Here is a 20,561-nt window from a genome sequence, read left to right on the forward strand (position 1 = left end):
TCGATTCTTATAGTAAAGACTGTAGAAATAATACCCCGTCTTATGCAAAAAAAAAGCGACTCCCTTCGAAAAGGAAGTCGCTCGTTTATCGGTCAACCCGAATCATATCCGGTCAAAACCGCAATACGGAACCAGGACAGGAGGAATCGCGATGCCGTCCGCCGTCTGATTATTTTCCAGCATCGCCGCGAGAATACGGGGCAAGGCCAGGGCAGAACCATTGAGCGTATGGAGCAGCTGGGTTTTCCCGTCGACCTTATAGCGGAGCTTCAGACGGTTGGCCTGGTATGTTTCAAAATTGGAAACAGAGCTGCATTCCAGCCAGCGCTGCTGTGCGGCAGACCATACTTCGAAATCATACGTCAGTGCAGACGTGAAGCCGAGGTCGCCTCCGCACAGGCGGAGGATGCGGTAGGGCAGATTCAATTGCTCCAGCAGCGTTTTGACGTGGGCAACCATTTCGTCGAGCGCCTGGTAGGATTCCTCCGGCTTCCGGATCTGAACAATTTCAACCTTATCAAACTGGTGGAGGCGGTTAAGGCCCCGTACGTGAGCGCCCCAGCTGCCTGCTTCCCGGCGGAAACACGGCGTGTACGCAACGTTTTTCACCGGAAGATCCGTCAGAATTTCGTCCCGGTACAGGTTCGTCACAGGGACCTCGGCCGTCGGGATCAGGTACAGGTCATCTTCGCCGGCGTAATACATCTGGCCTTCCTTATCCGGCAGCTGACCGGTAGCAAAGCCGGAATCCTTGTTGACGAGAATCGGAGGCTGCATTTCCGTGTAACCCGCGTCAGACGCCTGATTAAGGAAAAAATTAATCATCGCTCGCTGCAAACGGGCGGCTTTTCCCTTGTAGACCGGGAATCCGGCGCCGGTAATCTTGTTGCCCAGCTCGAAATCGATGATATCGTATTTTTTGATCAGCTCCCAGTGCGGTTGCGCGTCGGCCGGAAGCTCCGGCAGTGTGCCCCAGCGGAATACTTCCACGTTTTCTTCCGGCGTACGGCCTTCCGGAACGCTGGCGTGCGGCAGGTTCGGCAATTTCACGAGCTCATCCAGCAGCACAGATTCCGCCTGGCGGAGCTGTTCTTCGAGTTCCCGGGATTTCGCCTTCAGCTCGGCCGTTTGTGCCTTGGCCGCTTCGGCTTCTTCTTTTTTGCCTTCTTTCATCAGGCCGCCGATCTGCTTGGCCAGCGCGTTGGACTGAGCCAGGGTCGTATCCAGTTCGGCCTGGGTTTCCCGGCGTTGCTGATCGAGGTGGATGAGTTGATCGACGGCTGCCTCGGGATCTTTAAACCCCCGTTTGGTAAGGCCGGCGATCGTCAGGTCTTTATTTTCCCGGATGAAGTTGAGTTGTAGCATTGGTTTTGACCCGTAAGGTCAGAAAAATGGAACCATCAGCCGGGCGTCATCCGCCCGGCTGTCGGCTCTCAGGGAGCCGTAAAAATACCTTTCATGGCGTCTTCATAATAGAAGAGGCGCTCGTTGAGGGCGTTGAGCGCGTCGGCTTTGAATTTGCCGTCCACCAGAATCGAAATATTATGTTCGGAACCACCATAGGAAATCATCCGGATCGGGATGTTTTTCATGGCTTCCAATACCTTCAGAGCCACTCCTTCCTTGTCGGCCGAGAAATTCCCCACGATACAGATGATGGTCTGGTTATAATCGTGGTCTTCCAGGTCGGCAAACTGGCGCAGTTCCGCGGAAATAGCCTCCAGGTTTTCGGGGTTGTCGATCGTGACAGATACCGAAATTTCCGAGGTAGTTATCATGTCCACAGGCGTTTTATACTTCTCAAACACCTCGAATACCCTGCGCAGGAAGCCATAGGCATTCAGCATACGTGTCGAGTGGATGTATACTGCTGTGATACCGTCTTTCGCGGCAATCGCCTTGATTTCCCGGTCGCTGGATTTGGTTGCAATCAGGGTACCGAACGCTTCCGGTTCCATTGTATTCTTCAGCCGAACCGGTACACCGCGGAGTTTCGCCGGTGTAATCGTACTCGGGTGCAGGATTTTGGCGCCGAAATAAGCCAGTTCAGCCGCCTCTTCAAACGTGAGTTCCCGGATGGGGAATGTTTTCCTCACAATGCGGGGATCGTTGTTATGCATCCCGTCGATGTCGGTCCAGATCTGGATTTCTTCCGCCCGGATCGCTCCGCCGATCAGCGATGCGGTGTAGTCTGAACCGCCCCGCTTGAGATTGTCTACCTCTCCGCGCGGATTCCGGCAAATGAATCCCTGGGTAATAACCAACTGTTTGTCAGCATGCTGGAGCAACATCTGGCCGAGGGCTTCTTCGGTATGTGACAGAACGGGCTCGTTGTCAGCGTCGATGAGCATGAATTCCAGGGCCGGAAGCAGCACCGAGCTTTCGCCCTGCTCTTCGAGGTAGGCCTGGAAGAGCTGCGTCGACATGAGCTCTCCCTGTGCGACGAGTTCCTTCTCCTGTTTCAGTGTAAACGGCCGGATGGACGTCACCGACTGAATAAAGGAAAACTCTTTTTCAACGATCTGCTGTCCGTTTGCGAGGCCTTCAGGGCTGACGAGAAGCTCCTTCACAAACGCGTCGTAATGCGCGCGCAGTTCGGCAATCTTGCCGGCGAGTTCCTCTTCGTTTCCGGATTTGGCGGACTCACCCATCGAAAGCAGGCTGTTCGTGGTACCGGAAAGCGCTGAAAGAACGACGATTTTCCTGCCGCTGTCGGCAGTGATGAGATTCCGGATAGAATGCATCCGTTCCGGTTTGCCTACGGATGTTCCACCAAATTTCCAGACTTGCATGAGGTAGTAGTTAAGGTTTAAAAAGTCAGAAAGAAACGCCGAGCATTTTGATCGCCGTGATGGCGGCTTCATCGCCTTTGTTTCCATGTTTGCCGCCTGCCCGGTCCAGCGCCTGCTGAAGCGTATTCGGCGTCAGAACACCAAAAATGACGGGTTTATTGTATTGAATACTTACCTGCGTGAGCCCATGCGCGACGGCATTGTTGATGTAATCGTTGTGCCGGGTTTCGCCCTGGATGACGCAGCCGATGCAGATCACCGCATCGATGTGCGAGGCCTGAGCCGCGAGTGCCGCGCCATAGCTCAGCTCATAGCTGCCCGGAACGGTCTGTACATGGATAAACTCCTCTTTCGCTCCGAAACGCAGCAGCGTCTGATAGGCGCCGCTGAACAGCGGATCGGTTACTTCACTGTTCCATTCCGCAACGAGGATAGCGAAATGTTTTTCGCTGATGTCCGGAAGATTCTCGGTGGAAAAAACGCTCAGGTTTTTATGTTCGGAAGCCATATTCGGGCAAAAATGTGAGACGACAGATACGAAAAAAGGGATGTGACCAACAGGCCCCATCCCTTTCATTTTTAGTGCTTTTGTGCCCTAAATTACTCGGAAGCAGGCCCTTCAAGTTTGGCCTTGTATTTCTTCGCGGACACCAGCTCGGGGGATTGAGGATATTTCTCAATGATTTCCGAGTACGCGCCGATAGCTTCCTTGTCCTGCTTTGCGGTTTCATAAGCGATACCGAGCTTCAGCAGGTAAGTAGGCGTAAAGAACTTATTGGGCTTGTATTCAGCCGCTTTTTTGTAATAGTCGATCGCAGAAGACGCGTCCTTCTTCTCCAGATAAGCATCGCCGATCAGGGAGTAAGCACGTGCCTGGATGAGCAGGTCGCTGCTGCTGAAGTTTTTCAACTGCTCGATAGCCTGATCGTACTTGCCTTGTTTCAGCAGCGCCACGCCGGCATAGAAACTGGCGAGCTTGCCTGCTTTCGTTGAACCGTATTCGTCGGCGATGGAAACGAGGCTCTCCACTCCCGGGCCGCCTTTCAGCGCCTTGTTGAGGGAATCGGCTTCAAATTCGTTGATGGCCGGGAACAGCGCTTCCGAGGCTTTCTCGTTTTGAGTGCCCTGCAGGTACTGGTATCCGAAAACTGCAGCGATCACCACGATAACCGCAGCAGCAGCTCCGTAAACAAGCTTTTTGTTTTTATCCAAAAAAGACTGGGCTTTTCCGAACTCGCCTGCCAGTCCTTCCGGACTTTCCAAAAACTCCAAGCCGCTGTTTTTCTTTGCCATTTAAAGGTGCTATTGAAATTTGGAACGCAAAAGTAAGCATCCGTATGGATAGCTCAAACGTTTACGTCCAAAGATTTAGACGCAGAGACAAAATAGTTGCAATCTTCGCCGAAGTAGCTAGCGTTTAGCGCTTTCAACACGGGTATTACCATACGCCGGGCAGTTATTTTTCCGGGCGCAGGAAGCCAGCATCAAAAGGGTAGCCAGGGCGAACAAACAGGCAGATCTTTTCATAAAAGGAGGATACAAATAGACGTCAAAAGTAGTACCTATTTTAATGGAAATCAATAACTTATCCGCATAGCCCCTGAAGGGGAGTAAACGGGCGGCCCGTGAGCCGCCCGTTTACCCGTGTTATTGTTCAACCAGCTCGTGCTGCTCTTCACCTGGCTCTTCGCCGGCTGCAGGTTCCCCTTCGTGCGGTTTCAGGGGATAGCCGAGGATCTGAAGCATGGATTCATGCGTCTGCTGCGGCGCAAACAGCCGCGTAACGATGTTTCCGTCCTCATCGCGGTCGACGATCACGTGCTTCGGCGCCGGAATGAGGCAGTGCTGAATGCCGCCGTATCCGCCCAGGGACTCCTGATAAGCGCCGGTGTGGAAGAATCCGATGTACTGGTCTTCCTGGTCAATGTCAAAGCTCGGCACGTATAAGTCTTCCGAGTGCGCTTCGGTATTGTAGAAATCCTGTGAGTCGCAGGTAAGGCCGCCGAGGTTGACCTTTTCATACGGCCGCTCCCAGTTATTAACCGGCAGCATGATGTATTTCTGACCGATTCCCCAGGAGTCCGGCAGTTGCGTAATGAAACTGCCATCGATCATGTACCATAGCTCGCGGTCGTTCTGCTGCTTTTTGTCTACTACCTTGTAAACAACTGCGCCGCTTTCTCCTACCGTATAGCTGCCGAATTCCGTAAAGATATTCGGAACCGGTACGTTGTTCTTGTTACAGATCCACTGGATATTTTCGATGATTTCATCTACCATCGCCTGGTAATCGTACTTGAAAAACACCGACGTCTGAATCGGCAGGCCGCCGCCGATATCGATCGAATCCAGGTCAGGACATACCTTTTTGATTTCGCAGTACTTGAACATGAACCGGGTCAGCTCCGACCAGTAGTAGGCGTTGTCCTTGATGCCCGAATTGATGAAAAAGTGAAGCATTTTCAGCTTCAGCTTCGGATTGGGCTCGATCTTGTTCTTGTACAAATCCATGATATCCGAATACCGGATACCCAGACGGGAGGTATAGAAAGCAAAATTCGGCTCCTCGTCCGTAGCGATACGAATCCCGAGATTGACCGTTTCCGCGTGCGTATTCTGAATGTAATAGTCGATTTCCTTGAGGTTATCGAGAATAGGCACGCAGTTGAACCCGTCGTTGATCAGGTTTGTAATGTATTTCTGGTATTGCGGAAGCTTGTATCCGTTACAAAGAATATAGGTGTTCTTTGACAGCTTTTGCTGACGGTACAATTCCCGGATAATGGCAATGTCGTAAGCGGAAGAAGTCTCCAGGTGACAGTTATTGCTCAGTACTTCTTCCAGCACAAACTGAAAGTGAGACGACTTGGTACAATAACAATACGTGTACGCACCCTTGTAATTGAACTTTTTCATCGCGTTCCGGAACAGGACGCGGGCATGTTCAATATGCTCTTCGATTTTCGGCAGGTACGTAAGCTTGAGCGGAGTGCCATACTGACGGATGATGTCCATCAGGGGGACGTTGTTGAAGAGCAGCGTGTTTTGCTCGTCAATACCGAATTCCCGGGTAGGGAACTCGAAGGTCTGCTCAATGAGATCAATGTAATTTTTCATCCTTTGGGACGGAGGAACATAAAAAGGTTATTTTGTTTGCGTTCGTCCCCGGGTACTTCCCGGGAGGCCGGCCCCTTCCGTAGGACCGTCCGAAAAACGGGCGTGCGAAATTGCACGGAAATTACAACCTTTGCAACCGAAAAACGGATGCAATAATTGCAGGCCCGTTCATTTTTTTTCATTGAAGCTCAGATAATTGCCCGTCGCTTCCGGGAGAGGGTCCGCAAAGCAGCGGAATAGTCCCTTTTCTTGGAAATATTAAATTTTTAAATCACTGATTTTGAATGAGTTCACCTGACGTCACTACGCCGCAGCGTATTCACTTCATCGCCATCGGCGGAGCTGCTATGCACAATCTGGCCCTGGTTCTTCACCAAAAAGGCCATGCCGTGACCGGTTCCGATGATGAAATCTACGAACCGTCCCGCTCCCGGCTTGCGCAGGCGGGACTGCTTCCGGCCGAAATGGGCTGGTTTCCGGAGAAAATTACCGGCGATCTCGACGCCGTCATCCTCGGGATGCACGCCCGGGCCGATAACCCCGAACTGAAAAAAGCGCAGGAGCTGGGTATTCCGGTCTATTCCTACCCGGAGTTTGTGTACCGGCAGAGCCGGAACAAGCAGCGCGTGGTGATTGCTGGCAGTCATGGCAAAACCACGACTACCGCGATCATCCTCCATGTGCTGAAGCATTTCGACCGGAAATTCGACTACCTCGTCGGCGCACGCGTTGCCGGGTTCGATACCATGGTCAAATTGTCGGATGACGCGCCGGTGATTGTCATCGAAGGCGACGAGTATTTCTCTTCGCCGATCGATCGTCAACCCAAATTCCTGCACTACCATCCGCATATTACCCTGATTTCGGGCATTGCCTGGGATCACATCAATGTCTACCCGGAGTTTGAAGAATACGTACGTCAGTTTGAACTGCTGGCCGAAGATTCCCCGAAGGGCGGCGCGCTGATCTACGACGAAACCGACGACGTTGTTTCTGTTATTTGCAAGAAGGAACGCGTTGATGTTCAGCCCATTGGGTATGGTGAGCACCCGCATGTGATCCGGGACGGAAAGACCTACCTCGTCAAGCCTGACGGCGGCGAAGTATCCCTCCAGATCTTCGGCGGTCACAACATGAAAAACCTGAACGGCGCCAAGGCAGTACTCGAAAAGCTCGGCGTCGAGGACTTCATGTTTTATGAAGCTATTCAGTCGTTTACCGGCGCAGCCAACCGCCTGGAGCGTGTCGGAGAAAACAGCGGTACGGTGATTTTCCGGGATTTTGCCCACGCGCCGTCGAAGCTCGAAGCTACGTCTGACGCCGTGAAGAGCCAGTTTCCAGACCGCCGGCTGATCGCCTGCGTGGAGCTTCATACCTTCAGCAGCCTCAACAAGTATTTTCTGCCCCAGTACAAAGGGACCTTCAACACGCCCGATGTAGCGGCGGTGTACTATAGCCCGCATACCATCGAGCACAAGAAACTGACGCCGATTTCGCCGGAAGATATCGTCTCCGCATTCGGAAATCCGGACCTGAAGGTATTTACCGATAACCAGTCGCTCAAGCAATTCCTGCTGGCGCAGGACTGGCACAATGCCAACCTGCTCCTGATGTCGTCCGGTACTTTTGACGGCCTGAATGTGCCGGAACTGGTGAAGGAAATTCTGAACTGACAGAAATACCCATTCGTTCTCACCAAGCGGATGCTGACCCAGTATCCGCTTTTTATGTCGCTGGATATGAGAATGTTATCAATTGTTTCCGTACTTTTGTGCCTCCTTTTCCAAACGAAGGTACACGCCGCCAAACCCGGGCAGGGTATCCGCGGCCAGGTTGTCTGGAAAGCGGGCAATCAGATGCCGTCGCCTGACCGGCCTCCGTCGCAGGCAAAAGGCGTCAGACGGGAAGTGTGGATATACGAACTCACCCGGCAGGATCAGGTGACGAGCGACGAAGGGTTTTACGGACACTTCCGAACCAAACGGATCCGGAAAGTCGTTACCGACTCCCGCGGCCGGTTTTCGGCGGCGCTCCCACCCGGCCGGTATTCGGTGTTTACGAAAGAACCGAAAGGCCTATGGGCGAATATCACCGACGGCGACTCAAATCTGTATCCGGTGACGGTGGAGAAAGGAAAATGGACAGAGATCCGTTTTGAAATCAATTACGCGGCGGCATTCTGACCGGCGAAACTGAGCAATGAAAACAAAGACATTACGAAAGAATAAAGTCAATATCGTTACCCTGGGCTGTTCCAAAAACCTGGTCGATTCCGAAAACCTGTTTACCCAGCTGAAAGGCAACGGGTATGCTGTTTCCCACGAATCCCAGCAGGATGATTCCCAGATTGTCGTCATCAATACCTGCGGATTCATCGACAATGCCAAACAGGAATCGATCGATACCATCCTCCGGTATGTCGACGCCAAGGCGGAAGGAATGGTCGAAAAGGTGTACGTGACGGGCTGTCTTTCCCAGCGTTACAAAGACGAGCTGGAAGTCGAGATTCCGGAAGTGGATGCCTGGTTCGGGAGCAACGAAATGCCCCGCCTGCTCAAAACGCTCAAGGCCGATTACAAGCACGAACTGGTCGGTGAACGCCTCCTGACTACCCCCGCGCACTATGCCTACATGAAGATTGCCGAGGGCTGCGACCGCCCGTGCAGCTTCTGCGCGATTCCGCTGATGCGGGGCAAGCACGTTTCCCGGTCTATCGACGACCTCCTCACCGAGGCAAAGTCACTCGCCCGCCGCGGAACGAAAGAACTGATTCTCATTGCACAGGATCTGACCTACTACGGGCTGGATATTTACAAAAAGCGGAATCTGGCCGAGCTGATGGACCGCCTCTCGGACGTCGAAGGCATCGACTGGATTCGCCTGCAATACGCCTATCCGGCCGGTTTTCCGATGGACGTCCTCGACGTCATGAACGCCAAGCCAAACATCGCGAAATACCTCGATATGCCCCTGCAAACGGGTTCCACCGAGCTGCTGAAACTGATGCGCCGCGGCATTACCCGGGAAAAAACAGAGGATCTCATCCATACCATCCGGGACAAAGTACCCGGCATCGCGCTGCGCACCACGCTGATTGTCGGTCACCCCGGTGAAACCGAAGAGCTTTTTGAGGAAACCTATCGCTTTGTGGAAAAAATGCGGTTCGACCGCCTGGGTGTTTTCCAGTATTCCCACGAAGACCAGACGCACTCTGCGACGATGGAAGACAACGTTCCGGCTGAAGTAAAACAGGAACGTGCCGACGATATCATGGAACTGCAACAGGGTATTTCCCTGGAACTGAACCAGGCGAAGGTCGGTAATACCTATAAAGTTCTTTTTGACCGGAAAGAAGGCGGTTACTTCGTCGGACGGACAGAGTCTGACTCGCCCGAAGTCGACAACGAAGTGCTCGTTCCGGCAAGCCAGTATGTCCGCCAGGGAGACTTCGCCCAGGTCCGGATTACATCGGTAGAAGAGTTTGACCTCTACGGCGAACTGGTTTAAACTACCCTTCCGTGTATTCTGTGGTTTCTGTGAGAAATATCTTTTTGTTCTCACAGAAACCACAGAATACACAGAAAAAGAGGGAGTAGTTGTTTCTTCCGCCTGCAATCGGCAACCGAATAAAGCTGATTCGTCCCTTTCCTTTTCCTTACTTCTTCCGGTTTTGAACTAAGCGCTCCGCATTGCGGTTTGTTTGCTTGCCCCAATTCGCGAACTTCGGGCACCCAAATTCCGGTATTATGCAGGTTAGCTGTATCCCATTGGCCGCCACCCGGCAGTTTTCTTCTCTGTTTCTGAATTTTATTTCCGGCGATGAAACGCTGAAACCTTTTTACGGAGAATTTCCGAACCTGGATGGATTCCGCCGGCAGCTGGAAATCAAGCAACTCGATCCCGAAAGACGCCGGACGTTGGTGTCAGTTCTTGAAAAACAATATGCCGGGCTGGAAAATCAGCCGGATATCCGTTCCCTGCTCGACGAAAAGACGTTTACCGTTACCACCGGTCACCAGCTCAATCTCTTCACGGGGCCGTTATACGTGATTTTCAAGCTGGTATCAACCATCAACCTAGCCAAACGCCTCAGCCGGGAGTTTCCGGAACACCGGTTTGTACCGGTATACTGGATGGCTACGGAAGACCACGATTTCGACGAAATCAACCATTTCCGTCTTTCCGGAAAGACCTATACCTGGAATACATCGCAGACGGGCGCCGTCGGCCGGATGGACCCTTCCGGCTTAAAGGCGTTGTTTGAGGAAATTCCGGAACGCCTTCCCCTCTTCGAAAAGGCCTATTCCGAACAAAAGACACTGGCGGACGCGGTTCGGTTTTACATGCACGAACTGTTCGGCGCTGAAGGCCTGATTTGCCTCGATGCCGACGACCGCGACCTGAAAGCGTCTTTCCGAAGTGTCATCGAAGACGATATCCGTCACCATACCGCGCAGCGCCTCGTCGCCGAATGCGGCCTCGACGCCCTCGGCTACAAGCAGCAGGTCACCCCGCGCGATATCAATTTCTTTTACCTGAAAGACGGCCTCCGTGAACGGCTCATTCCCGCAGACGGAGGCGTACAGGTAAACGATACGAAAATTCATTTTTCAGACGCCGAAGTCCGGGATCTTCTGGAGCAAACGCCGGAAGTATTCAGTCCCAATGTCATTCTCCGGCCGTTGTACCAGGAAATGATTCTCCCGAACCTGGCCTATCTCGGCGGGCCGGGTGAATTGGCTTACTGGCTGCAATTGAAGCCGGTTTTTGATCACTATGGCGTGCCATACCCGGTATTGATGCCGCGGAACTTTGCGATGGTACTCTCGGCTGCGACACGCCGGCGTATCAGTAACCTGGATCTGTCTGCGGAAGAACTCTTTCAGGACGAGACACATCTGCGCCGGAAATACGTTGAAAAACATGCTGAGTATTCCCTCGATATCCACCCGGAACTCGGGCAAATCCTGAAATCGCTGGAAGGTATCCGGGAAAAGGCAGCACGGATCAACCCGACGCTCGACGGCCATATCAAAGCCGAAGAGCAGAAAGTAAAAAACTGGGCGGAAAGGCTGGAGCGCAGGCTGTTTGCCTCCGAATCGCAGAATCAGGAAACGGCCATCCGGCAGTTGAGCGAGTTGAAAGCCTATCTGTTTCCCGGGGGCGGTCTTCAGGAGCGGACGGATAACTTCCTCAATTTCTCCCTGGCAGACCCGGCATTCATCCCGAAACTACTTGAAACCTTTGACCCCTTCCGCTACGAATTTTACCTGCTGGAAGTATAGAAAAAGCCCCGGAATTCGAAATTCCGGGGCTTTTTTCAATCAGGATAATAACGTTTCGACAGGTAATAGTACGGCTCCAGGAAATGGTGGGTAAATACCCCTTTGGAACTGTCGGGATAGAGAGCAGGATACTTGTCGTCGGGCGCCAGAATAACCGGTACCCCCGCCCGTGTATAGTTGTGTACTTCGACGTATTTCGGCTGAACAAGGTCAGGCTTGAACTTGCGTATCTGGCTGTATACCACCTTGCCGAGGTATTTCCGGAAACGCCGTTCAGACTTGCGGGTGGAGCGGTTCAGGTGGTTGTATACCCGGTTTCCGTAAAGTCTGACGAGGAACTTCTGCTTTTTGAGGACCAATTTGATGTCCTTGAACGGGTTGACGTCGTTAAAATCGGACAGGGTTTGCAGCGAAAACGCCGTTTCCGGTACCCAGTCCTGCGAGTTGAGCACGGTAAAGCTCCAGCCACCGCGTGTCAGAAACTCATACTCATAGGCATAATAGAGGTTACCCGGTTTCGGCGCGGCGCTGCAATAGGTTTTGAAGCGGAGGTCTTTCGGCAGCTCTCCTTTTTCCATCAGGTCGGCCAGGTAGGAACGCGTCAGGAACGCCAGCGCGCCGCCCTGGCTATGGCCCATGAGGAGAAACTCCCGGACACCTGCGGCATATTGCTCCCGTATTTTCGGAATGAGCGTGACGGAAAGATCGGCGAGGCCCACGGTCCATCCGACATGTACCGCCGCTTTCGGGTTTTTCGACAGCTGATACCGGAACGTGCGCTGTTTATCGAGCTGCAGTTCGCCGGAGGCCGGAATCATGGCGGCGTAGAAGTTTTCGAGCCAGCTGGGGAGGTCGCTCGTCGTTCCGCGGATGGAGATAATACCGACGCCATCGTTCCGTTTCCACAGTTCCCAGCGGTTTTTCAGCTCGGATTCCGGGCTGCGGTAGAGGCGCTTGCTGCGGGCCGGTGCCGGAATAAGGTCTGATTTTACCGTGTCGATTTGCTGAAGGAATATTTCGAGCAATTCCCGGTATTCCTTGCCGTCAAAGCCGGGGCGAAGTTGCTGGGCCGACAGACCCCCCACGGAGCAGAGTATGCATAACAGAGTCAAAAAGCGGGTCATAAGGGCGGTTGGGGGCTGAAGGAGGTCATTTTTCCGGAGAATCCCGGGGAAGAATGCCGTCCAATGATGAGAGATAGCGAACTTCGGCAAAAATCAATCAAGAAAGCAAACTCCTGCCTATAATTCCTTTGCGTATGCGTTTTGCCACAAAAGCCATCCATGCCGGTGTTGAACCCGACCCTACGACCGGGGCCATCATGACACCTATCTACCAGACGTCGACCTACGTTCAGGAGGCGCCGGGCGTACACAAGGGGTATGAATATTCCCGCACGCATAATCCGACCCGCACGGCGCTCCAGAATGCGCTCGCAGCGCTGGAAAACGCCACGCATGGCATTTGCTACGCCTCAGGCCTGGCGGCTACCGACGCCCTGCTGAAGCTTTTCAAACCCGGGGATGAAATCGTCGCAACCAATGATCTCTACGGAGGTACCTACCGGATTTTTACGAAGGTCTTTGAAGGGTTCGGATTGACCTTCCGCTTCGTGGATATGAGCGATCCGGAGACGGTAGCTTCCGCGCTGACGGACAAAACACGCATGCTCTGGCTCGAAACGCCGACCAATCCCCTGCTCCGCCTCATTGATATCGAAGCGCTGACGACCCTCGCCAAAAGCCGGGGAATCCTGACCGTGGTAGACAATACGTTCGCGTCTCCCTACCTGCAGAATCCGCTCGATCTGGGCGCTGATATGGTCATGCACTCCGTCACGAAGTACCTGGGCGGGCATTCGGATACGGTAATGGGTGCGCTCATGCTCAACGACGACGATCTCGCCGCGCGCCTGCGGTTTATTCAGAATGCCTGTGGCGCAGTACCCGGCCCGCAGGACTGCTTCCTCGTGCTGAGAGGGCTGAAAACCCTGCCCGTCCGCATGCGCCAGCACTGCGAAAATGCCCGGAAGGTAGCCGCCTGGCTTCAGGCGCATCCGAAAGTGGGAAAAGTCTATTATCCGGGGCTGAAAAGCCACCCCGGCCATGCGCTGGCGGCGAAGCAGATGCGGGATTTCGGCGGAATGGTGTCGTTTGAGCTGAAAGGCGACGATTATGCGGAAGCCGTACGGGTAATGTCGTCCTTCCATGTTTTTTCCCTCGGCGAATCACTGGGTGGCGTCGAATCGCTCTGTACGCATCCCGCGAGCATGACGCACGCGAGTATTCCGAAATCCGAACGCGAAAAATCCGGACTGAAGGATACCCTCATCCGCCTGAGCGTTGGAATAGAAGACGTCGAAGACCTGATCGAAGACCTCGCACAGGCAATCGGCTAAGAAAAAAGGGAGGCTCGAAGGCCTCCCTTTTTTTGTAATACCCCGGGATCAGTTTTTATCCCAGAAGAGTTTGGAAGTGACCTTGTCACTTCCGATAGCATTGGATGCCGCCTGCCAGTTGGCGTTGTTCAGGGTCTGTTCGCCGATCGGATAGGTAAACCGTACGGGAATATCGGCATAGGTCATACCCGGAGGCGGATTAAATGTCGGAAAATCAAAGCGACGCCATTCGGTCCAGGCCTCGAACCCCCGGTTGTACAGGGCGATATACTTTTGCGTACCGATGACCTGCCGGAATGTTCCTTTGGCTGTTGCATAGGCCACATCGGGAGTGGCAAGGTAGGCCGAAGCGTCGTCCACAGTACCACCCCAGTAAGTAATGGAAGCGGTAATTCCCTTGTTGTAGAAAGATTCGGCCGTTCCGCCAACGTTAAAGCCCCGCGCGGCGCCTTCCGCCAGTCCGAAACATACTTCTGAGTAGTCCATCAGAACACCTTCCAGCGACGGAGTAAAGAAGATATCTCCGACCTGAGAGAAATTGGTATAGTTGCCGCCGGCCGCATAAGCTCCGCCGACGTATTTCCCGTTGAGAAGGGTGAAATACGCCTTTCTTCTGGGATCCGCGAGCTGGTTCATGAGATCCACGACGGTATTGGCGGGCACGAAATCGTGTCGCTGGCTTTGGACGAGATCCAGCCATACCGGGTTGGTATTGGGCATACTGGCCGAATACCGAAGCCGAGTGTTATCCGCATCGGACGAGAAAACACCTGCCGCCGCTGCTTCCACCATGGATTTGGCCGTTGCCGGATCCACGTCTGACAGGGTGAGCCCGATTTTTAATTTCAGGCTGTTGGCAAACTTCGCCCATTTGGTCATATCTCCCTGATAAATGAGATCGGCTGAGCCGAAAGACCCCCCATCCGCCTTGATACCTGCAATGGCAGCATCGAGGCGTTTGGCTAAATCCTGGTAGATCGTCTTGGCGTCATCGTATTTGGGCAGGACATTATCCGGGTTCGTGGCCTCAGAGTAGGGCACATTGCCGTAGGTGTCGACCAGGACCTGATACGTATAAATGGTGAGCAATTCGATGACCTGAATCTTGTTGGCTTTCGCTACTACTTCATCAGGTGCAATCGGCTTTTCAGCGGTAACGAGTGCTTTGGCCTCTTTGAGGTTGTTCAGCACCCGTATGTACAATTGAAACCAGACGGCATCGGGAATTTTGCGGTTCACGATGTTGTAGTTGCTTTCGTCAGTATAGGTGGTTTCTGTCCATTGCTGTGCAAACAGGCGGAACACGTTTCGGTTGACGCTCGTATTGACCATTTGCTCGAAAAGGTTCGTTTCAGCGGCCGCAAAGACGGTACCGGAGGGGACTGTTCCGGCGCTGGGATGCTTTTTGTCTGTATTGAGATCCTGAAGATCACGTTCGCAGGAAGCAGCAAGGGCCGCGACGATCAGGAGGGAAAGTATCTTTTTCATCTTAGTCAGATTTTGTCTTGATAGAAGGGCTGTGAGCTGATCAGAAAGAAAACCGGAGGCTTCCGCCAATTTCCCGCAGAGAAGGATAGGCGCCTGATTGCCAGCCCGACAGGTTTCCGGAGGTCAGCCCGTCTTCGGGGTCAGCATAGGGAAGATTCTTGTGGATAATCCACAGGTTGCGGCCTACCACAGATATTGACGCTGACTTGAAGAACCGGGTGTTACCGAGGATAGTAGCCGGCAATTTGTAAGAAAGGGTTACTTCCCGGAGTTTCACATAACCTGCGTCGTATACAAATACGCTGGCTGGGTTTCTCCGGTAGCCAAACACCCCGTAATTTTCGCCTGATACGCGGACAGTATTGGCGGATCCGTCTTCCTGAACGCCGTCGAAAACCCAACCGCCGCCCTGCGAAATCGGAGCACGTACCGAAACGCCCTTGTCATTGAGGATATCTGTTTCCTTGTATAGGCCGGTCGCAAGTCCGTAGTACCGGTCTAGGGAGAAGATACTGCCTCCATGCTGGATATCAATCAGGAAGCTGAAAGAGAAGCTCTTGTAATTCAAGGTGTTGGAAACACCCATTTTCCATTTCGGGGTGACGTTACCAATGATGGAAGTAGCATCCGTCTGCGTGTAGTAACCCGTTGTAGCGACGAGCTTTTGGCCGTTATCGTTCAGTTTGATGGCAGTCCCCTGCAATACGCCGTACGCCTGGCCACGGGTGGCGTTCAGGGTTACTCCGCCTCCGAAAGAGGCAAGTTGCAGGTTCGGGGTATCCCCGTAAAGCGAAACCACTTCGTTCCGGTTACGCGTAAAGTTGACGAGTACCCTCCACGAAAAGTCCTTCGTTTCCACCGGCGTACCGAAGGCTGAGAGTTCAATACCTTTATTCTGAATGGTACCTGCATTGACATATTTCGTGTCGTATCCGGTCGCTTTGGATACTGCCACCGGCATGATCTGGTCGACAGACATCGTGCGGTAAGCAGTCAGGTCAAATCCGATCCGGTTTTTGAGGAACTTCATTTCCAGACCGATTTCAGCGCTTCTTGTCCGTTCGGGACGCAGGTTCGGGTTGTTCAGCGTCGAGGATACGGCAAATAGTGTCTGGCCGCCGAATGCATCGCGGTTGTCGGCATTGAGGTTGGTCGGCTTGACATAGGTATTCTTCAGGCTGAATGCCGGTGCTGTATTTCCCACTTCCGCGTAGTTGACGCGCAGCTTGCCGAAGCTGAGCGCCGGAATCTTATCGCTGAGGTGATTCGAGAAAATATAGCTCAGCGAAGCCGACGGGTAGAAGTAGGTATTGTTCGCGACAGGAAGCGTGGAAGATACGTCGCGGCGCGCCGTCAGGTCCAGGTAGTACGTGTTTTTATAACCCAGAGAGACACTTCCAAAGACCCCCTGCTGATACAGTGCTACCGCGGTTTCAGTCGGAGCGCTCATCGGAGAGGCAGAGTTGGAAAGGGCGTAAATTCCCGGAACGACCAGTCCGCCTACCGTTGCAGCCCGCATGGTATTGACGTCTGTCCGCCGGATGTTATTCCCGAGCATCGCCTTGATGTTGAAATCTTCGGTGATGTTTTTTGAATAGTTGACAAACAGGTCGTAGTTCATTTCCCGGAAATCACGATTGAAACGCGCGTACTGGGCTGTCCCGTTGTTGACGATTGAGCCCACGGCCACCCGCTCTTCCTGAAGTTCGTTGTAAGTGTCCATGGTTACCCGTCCCATGACGTTGATGTCGTCCGTGATTTTATAGGTCAGGGCAACATTTCCGAAAAGGCGGTTGCGCCAATCTGTTTCGTAGTCGTTGTAGCGCTGCCAGTAAGGGTTGTTCCAGTAAATCGGCTTCAGATCGGTCGGGTCTGCCCAGTTCCAGGTAATGTTTTGACCGGTGCGTTCGAAAGCATTTTTCAGGTCGACGATGTCTACGTTCCGCTGATACCATTGGCGGAACGACGTCATGAGGTTGTCGCTATACCCGTTGCTGTATCGGCCTTTGGCATCCTGACGAGTGAAGTTGATGTTCGTGGAGACGGACAGCTTCTTGTTGAAATCATGCGTACCGGAAAACGAGAAATTGTTCTTCTGAAGCCGGCTGTTGGGAAGGATACCGGTTTGATCAAAACGGGTATAGGAAACGCGGAAAGATCCGTTTTCGCCGCCGCCGTCAATACCGACAGTACCGTTGAAAGTTGTCGCGTCCTGAAGGAACTTCGTCGGTACGTTCGCAGCGGCTGTCCACGGGCTGGTTTTTTGGTAATGTGAAGAGGTTGGATCAAAAGACCGCCAATCGTATACCTGCAGATTCGGGTCGAATTTGGCTCCCCAGGAAGCATCCTCCGAGGTCGGTACGACAAGGTGCTTTTTTCCGTCACTCGCCATATCCGGGAAGAGGTCGTTCAGGTCCCGGTAAAGGAACCGGGACGTGGGATCTTCGTAATACAAGCCATATCCGCCGCCGTAGTTGTTCTGGTACTTGGGTAATGTACTCTGATCCGGTGAGCCGACCGAATATCCCACACTCATCGATACCCCCAGGCCCTGGTTTTTCCGGCCTTTTTTGGTGGTAATCATGATGACTCCGTTGGCGGCCCGTGAACCGTACAGGGCCGTCGAGGCCGCTCCTTTCAGGACGTTGATAGATTCAATGTCGTCTGGGTTGATGTCGGACGCTACGTTACCGTAATCATACCCTCCACGCCCGGTTGCGGCGTCGTTGGTCGATGAGTTCGAGTTGTCAATCGGGACACCATCTACTACAAACAGGGCCTGGTTATTGCCCGTCAGGGATTTGAATCCCCGGACAACGATGTTCGAAGATGCGCCCAGGTTGTTGTTGCGTTTGATTTCAACGCCGGAAACTTTCCCGGAGAGGGAGTTGATAAAGTTGCCCTCTTTTGCCGTGTTGACCAGCTCTCCCTTGATTTCCTGTGAGGCATATCCCAGCGATTTCTTCTCGCGCGAGACCCCGAGTGCCGTCACAACGACTTCGGAAAGCGCGGAGACGCTTGGTTTGAGGTGTACTTCAAGGGTTGTCTGCGTATTGCCGACTTCGATGGTTTGCGGATCAAAACCAATGGATGTGAAAACGAGTACCGCGTCGTTGGAAATCCGGAGACGGAAGGTGCCGTCTGTTGCGGTATTGGTGCCGGTAGTGGTTCCCTTGACGGCAATACTGACGCCGGGAATCGGCGAGCCGTCATCACTGGAGGTTACTTTACCGGTGATGACCCGGTCCTGCGCCTGTGCCGTCCAGCAGGACAACACCAGCAGGAAACAGAAGAATAGAAATTTCTTCATGATGTAGTGGAAATAAGTGAATGAAAAAAAGGAGTTAGCAGCATGTAGCCGCCAGAGCGGCTGACCCGGGGCATGCTTCCCGGCCGGAAGTCAGAAAACAGCTTGGCAGTAAGAGGGCATAGTCATGGTTTCAGAAATTGATGAAGTGCGAAAAATACTCAAGATTAATGTATTTTTAAAAAGGATATTATAATTATATAAATACCAAAAGATGTATTATTGATAAATTGACAGATAGTGAGCGTTTTGAAGGATAAAATCTAACCCTTTATGGGGGATGTTGAAAACATGTTTCCGGAGTTTTCAACCATTGTTCTAGAAGATCAGCAGAAACTTGAATGTAATTATAATAGGAAAAAATAGATTTTATCAGCTATGATACAAAATATTATTCGGCTGAATACGCCAGTCAGCCGGGTAAGACTTGTTCAACGGTATTGAATAGGTGTTTCAATGCGGAAAAACGAAGGAACAAATATCCTTCAAAAAGGGGTAAGTGTAAGTCGCTAGAGAGTGCTATTATTGTCTATAGATAGAGTAGACATAGAAAGAATGAAATGCCGTGCAGAGGTATACGATCTAACGCTATTTTGTTATGTGACGCAGGTATATGAATAAAAATACCTATTTTTTTTAAGCACAGTACGGGTGCGCATTTTCAGGCAGGAACTGTCCCGGGGCGAGGGCATAAAAAAAACGGACTCCCTGCGATAGGGAGTCCGTTTTTGACGTGCAAAGAAGTTCAGCGATCAATAGCCGTCATTCTGAACCAGCTTGGGGTTTTTCTGCATATCATACAGCGGCAGGGGCAGTACAACATAATTAGAACCATAGGGCTGAGCTCCGACGATGCTGTGCGCGGGAATACCGCGGCCCGTCCGGAGGAAGTCGATGATGCCGTGGCCTTCGAAAGACAGCTCTCTGCGGCGTTCTTTCAGGATGGCATCGATCAGATCCGCCTTTGCGGCCGGAGCCGTAATGGCAGTAGCCTTGGAACGGGTCCGGATCTGGTTGACCAGGTCAACGGCCGTCTGGCTAACGTCTGAAGCAAGCTGCGCTTCGGCTTCCGCCTTGATCAGGAGGATTTCCGGGTAGCGCAGGATCGGCGCCCAGTCTGTAACAGACGTGTACTTCGTCGTCCAGGTCTGGCTGGTCGATACCTTCGTGAGGGTAGTCAGACGCAGGTCGGTTGCCTCAAACAGATCGGTGTAGTCCTTGCTGATGGAGATATCACCGCGCTTGTCCGGTGCATAGTGCTGGCCGAGGGCGTTGTTCGTGTTCGGGTTATCTGCACCGTTGTGTGCTACCGAGAAGATGTTTTCGGGAGAAGTATAAGTCCGGAAAGCAACGTCAGGCGTAGCATTCAGGCTGTACTTCTTGGAGGCGATAACGGCATCGGCATACGTTTTGGCAGAGGCATAATCGCCTTTGTCGAGGTACAGACGAGCCAGCAGGCCTTGCGCAGCGGCTTTCGTGGCGCGGGCTACGTTGCTGAAGTTGGCGTCTGAATAATCTGCCGGCAGGCCGTCGATGGCTGCTTTCAGATCCGTTTCGAGCTGCGTATACACTTGAGCGACGGTCGCACGGGCTACCTGGTTGGTGGCTGCAAACGGATCGTCGGCTGCTTCCAGAATCAGCGGTACACCGGGGTGAGAAGCGTCAGCCTTGAATTTGTACGGCTGCGCCCACAGGCTGACGAGGTAGTAGTACGACAGCGCCCGGATGAACTTCGCTTCGGATACGTACTGCGTGTACTTGGCGTCGGTTACCTTGCTCTTGTTGGCATCCAGGTTTTTCACGAAGAGGTTAGCTTCGTAAATCGTCCGGTAGCCGCCCTGCCAGGCGTTCGCTACGGTAGCGTCGCTGGAGATGAGGGTGTTAAAGTTCGGCATCTGGCCGAAAAACGTCGGAACGTTCGTATCGATGCTGCGGATGTCCGCATAGATCAGGACACGGCCACCGAGGTATTCCGGGTTCTGGAGTTTGTCGTACATCCCGACCGCCGATTTTTCAATCCGTTCGGCAGTAGCGAAAGCCTGCTCGGGTGACAGGTTTTTGTAAGGCTCCTCGAAAAGTTGCTTTTCGCAGGAAGACAGCCCGGCCAAAAGCACAGAGGCGAAGCCGATCTGCAAAAGATATTTATGAGTACGTTTCATGCTTTTTCGAATTTT

Annotated in this window: 14 protein-coding genes; 5 read left to right on the top strand and 9 right to left on the bottom strand. The window is 52.9% G+C overall.

Annotation, left to right across the window (positions count from 1 at the left end; genetic code table 11):
* Positions 1–102 precede the first annotated feature (102 nt).
* The 5 genes from serS to BLR09_RS07970 all read right to left on the bottom strand — a co-directional run bounded on the left by serS (position 103) and on the right by BLR09_RS07970 (position 5,909).
* Entirely contained in the window at positions 103–1,365 is a 1,263-nt protein-coding gene (serS, locus tag BLR09_RS07950) for a serine--tRNA ligase (protein ID WP_093200102.1), read from the bottom strand.
* Positions 1,366–1,433: 68 nt separating this feature from the next.
* On the bottom strand, positions 1,434–2,792 hold the full coding sequence (locus tag BLR09_RS07955) for an aspartate kinase (RefSeq protein WP_093200103.1): 1,359 nt from the start codon (positions 2,790–2,792) through the stop codon (positions 1,434–1,436).
* A gap of 25 nt (positions 2,793–2,817) precedes the next feature.
* A complete protein-coding gene (ribH, locus tag BLR09_RS07960) occupies positions 2,818–3,300 on the bottom strand; it encodes a 6,7-dimethyl-8-ribityllumazine synthase (protein WP_093200124.1) in 483 nt (160 codons plus the stop codon).
* Positions 3,301–3,392: 92 nt separating this feature from the next.
* Positions 3,393–4,085, bottom strand: coding sequence for a tetratricopeptide repeat protein (locus tag BLR09_RS07965; RefSeq protein WP_093200127.1), 693 nt, complete (start codon positions 4,083–4,085; stop codon positions 3,393–3,395).
* A gap of 354 nt (positions 4,086–4,439) precedes the next feature.
* Positions 4,440–5,909, bottom strand: a complete 1,470-nt coding sequence (locus tag BLR09_RS07970) for a type III PLP-dependent enzyme domain-containing protein (protein ID WP_093200136.1) — start codon at positions 5,907–5,909, stop codon at positions 4,440–4,442.
* A gap of 284 nt (positions 5,910–6,193) precedes the next feature.
* Here BLR09_RS07970 and BLR09_RS07980 point away from each other — a divergent pair, with 284 nt between their 5' ends.
* The 4 genes from BLR09_RS07980 (at position 6,194) to bshC (ending at position 11,194) form a co-directional block, all read left to right on the top strand.
* A complete protein-coding gene (locus BLR09_RS07980; RefSeq protein WP_093200140.1) occupies positions 6,194–7,582 on the top strand; it encodes a UDP-N-acetylmuramate--L-alanine ligase in 1,389 nt (462 codons plus the stop codon).
* A gap of 66 nt (positions 7,583–7,648) precedes the next feature.
* Complete coding sequence (locus tag BLR09_RS07985) at positions 7,649–8,092, top strand: peptidase associated/transthyretin-like domain-containing protein (protein WP_143011054.1); 444 nt, start codon at positions 7,649–7,651, stop codon at positions 8,090–8,092.
* Between the two features lie 16 nt (positions 8,093–8,108).
* Positions 8,109–9,416, top strand: coding sequence for a 30S ribosomal protein S12 methylthiotransferase RimO (gene rimO / locus BLR09_RS07990; protein WP_093200148.1), 1,308 nt, complete (start codon positions 8,109–8,111; stop codon positions 9,414–9,416).
* Positions 9,417–9,655: 239 nt separating this feature from the next.
* Positions 9,656–11,194 carry a bacillithiol biosynthesis cysteine-adding enzyme BshC gene (gene bshC, locus BLR09_RS07995; RefSeq protein WP_093200151.1) on the top strand — a complete coding sequence of 513 codons (1,539 nt, stop codon included), beginning with the start codon at positions 9,656–9,658 and terminating at the stop codon, positions 11,192–11,194.
* A gap of 35 nt (positions 11,195–11,229) precedes the next feature.
* Here bshC and BLR09_RS08000 read toward each other — a convergent pair whose 3' ends face one another.
* Positions 11,230–12,318: a lipase family protein gene (locus BLR09_RS08000; RefSeq protein ID WP_093201379.1), complete on the bottom strand. Its 1,089-nt coding sequence runs from the start codon at positions 12,316–12,318 to the stop codon at positions 11,230–11,232.
* 134 nt (positions 12,319–12,452) lie between these two features.
* On the opposite strand from BLR09_RS08000, the gene BLR09_RS08005 reads away from it, so the two are divergent.
* On the top strand, positions 12,453–13,592 hold the full coding sequence (locus tag BLR09_RS08005) for a cystathionine gamma-synthase (protein ID WP_093200154.1): 1,140 nt from the start codon (positions 12,453–12,455) through the stop codon (positions 13,590–13,592).
* Between the two features lie 48 nt (positions 13,593–13,640).
* On the opposite strand, the gene BLR09_RS08010 is transcribed toward BLR09_RS08005, so the two are convergent.
* The 3 genes from BLR09_RS08010 to BLR09_RS08020 all read right to left on the bottom strand — a co-directional run bounded on the left by BLR09_RS08010 (position 13,641) and on the right by BLR09_RS08020 (position 20,546).
* On the bottom strand, positions 13,641–15,080 hold the full coding sequence (locus BLR09_RS08010; protein WP_093200156.1) for a SusD/RagB family nutrient-binding outer membrane lipoprotein: 1,440 nt from the start codon (positions 15,078–15,080) through the stop codon (positions 13,641–13,643).
* A gap of 40 nt (positions 15,081–15,120) precedes the next feature.
* Complete coding sequence (locus BLR09_RS08015) at positions 15,121–18,390, bottom strand: SusC/RagA family TonB-linked outer membrane protein (protein ID WP_093200158.1); 3,270 nt, start codon at positions 18,388–18,390, stop codon at positions 15,121–15,123.
* A 749-nt stretch (positions 18,391–19,139) separates the two neighbouring features.
* Positions 19,140–20,546 (bottom strand): RagB/SusD family nutrient uptake outer membrane protein, encoded by a 1,407-nt coding sequence (locus BLR09_RS08020; RefSeq protein ID WP_093200160.1) that lies wholly within the window; start codon positions 20,544–20,546, stop codon positions 19,140–19,142.
* Between the last annotated feature and the right edge of the window lie 15 nt (positions 20,547–20,561).

This window comes from Siphonobacter aquaeclarae, assembly GCF_900103285.1.
GTDB classification, from domain to species: Bacteria; Bacteroidota; Bacteroidia; order Cytophagales; family Spirosomataceae; genus Siphonobacter; species Siphonobacter aquaeclarae.

Excerpts from the sequence above, each read along its gene's own strand:
- rimO (WP_093200148.1), top strand. The coding sequence starts at position 8,109 with ATGAAAACAAAGACATTACGAAAGAATAAAGTCAATATCGTTACCCTG.
- serS (WP_093200102.1), bottom strand. The coding sequence starts at position 1,365 with ATGCTACAACTCAACTTCATCCGGGAAAATAAAGACCTGACGATCGCC.
- BLR09_RS07955 (WP_093200103.1), bottom strand. The coding sequence starts at position 2,792 with ATGCAAGTCTGGAAATTTGGTGGAACATCCGTAGGCAAACCGGAACGG.
- BLR09_RS07965 (WP_093200127.1), bottom strand. The coding sequence starts at position 4,085 with ATGGCAAAGAAAAACAGCGGCTTGGAGTTTTTGGAAAGTCCGGAAGGA.
- BLR09_RS07970 (WP_093200136.1), bottom strand. The coding sequence starts at position 5,909 with ATGAAAAATTACATTGATCTCATTGAGCAGACCTTCGAGTTCCCTACC.
- BLR09_RS08000 (WP_093201379.1), bottom strand. The coding sequence starts at position 12,318 with ATGACCCGCTTTTTGACTCTGTTATGCATACTCTGCTCCGTGGGGGGT.
- BLR09_RS08020 (WP_093200160.1), bottom strand. The coding sequence starts at position 20,546 with ATGAAACGTACTCATAAATATCTTTTGCAGATCGGCTTCGCCTCTGTG.
- BLR09_RS08015 (WP_093200158.1), bottom strand. The coding sequence starts at position 18,390 with ATGAAGAAATTTCTATTCTTCTGTTTCCTGCTGGTGTTGTCCTGCTGG.
- BLR09_RS07980 (WP_093200140.1), top strand. The coding sequence starts at position 6,194 with ATGAGTTCACCTGACGTCACTACGCCGCAGCGTATTCACTTCATCGCC.
- bshC (WP_093200151.1), top strand. The coding sequence starts at position 9,656 with ATGCAGGTTAGCTGTATCCCATTGGCCGCCACCCGGCAGTTTTCTTCT.
- BLR09_RS07985 (WP_143011054.1), top strand. The coding sequence starts at position 7,649 with ATGAGAATGTTATCAATTGTTTCCGTACTTTTGTGCCTCCTTTTCCAA.
- BLR09_RS08005 (WP_093200154.1), top strand. The coding sequence starts at position 12,453 with ATGCGTTTTGCCACAAAAGCCATCCATGCCGGTGTTGAACCCGACCCT.
- ribH (WP_093200124.1), bottom strand. The coding sequence starts at position 3,300 with ATGGCTTCCGAACATAAAAACCTGAGCGTTTTTTCCACCGAGAATCTT.
- BLR09_RS08010 (WP_093200156.1), bottom strand. The coding sequence starts at position 15,080 with ATGAAAAAGATACTTTCCCTCCTGATCGTCGCGGCCCTTGCTGCTTCC.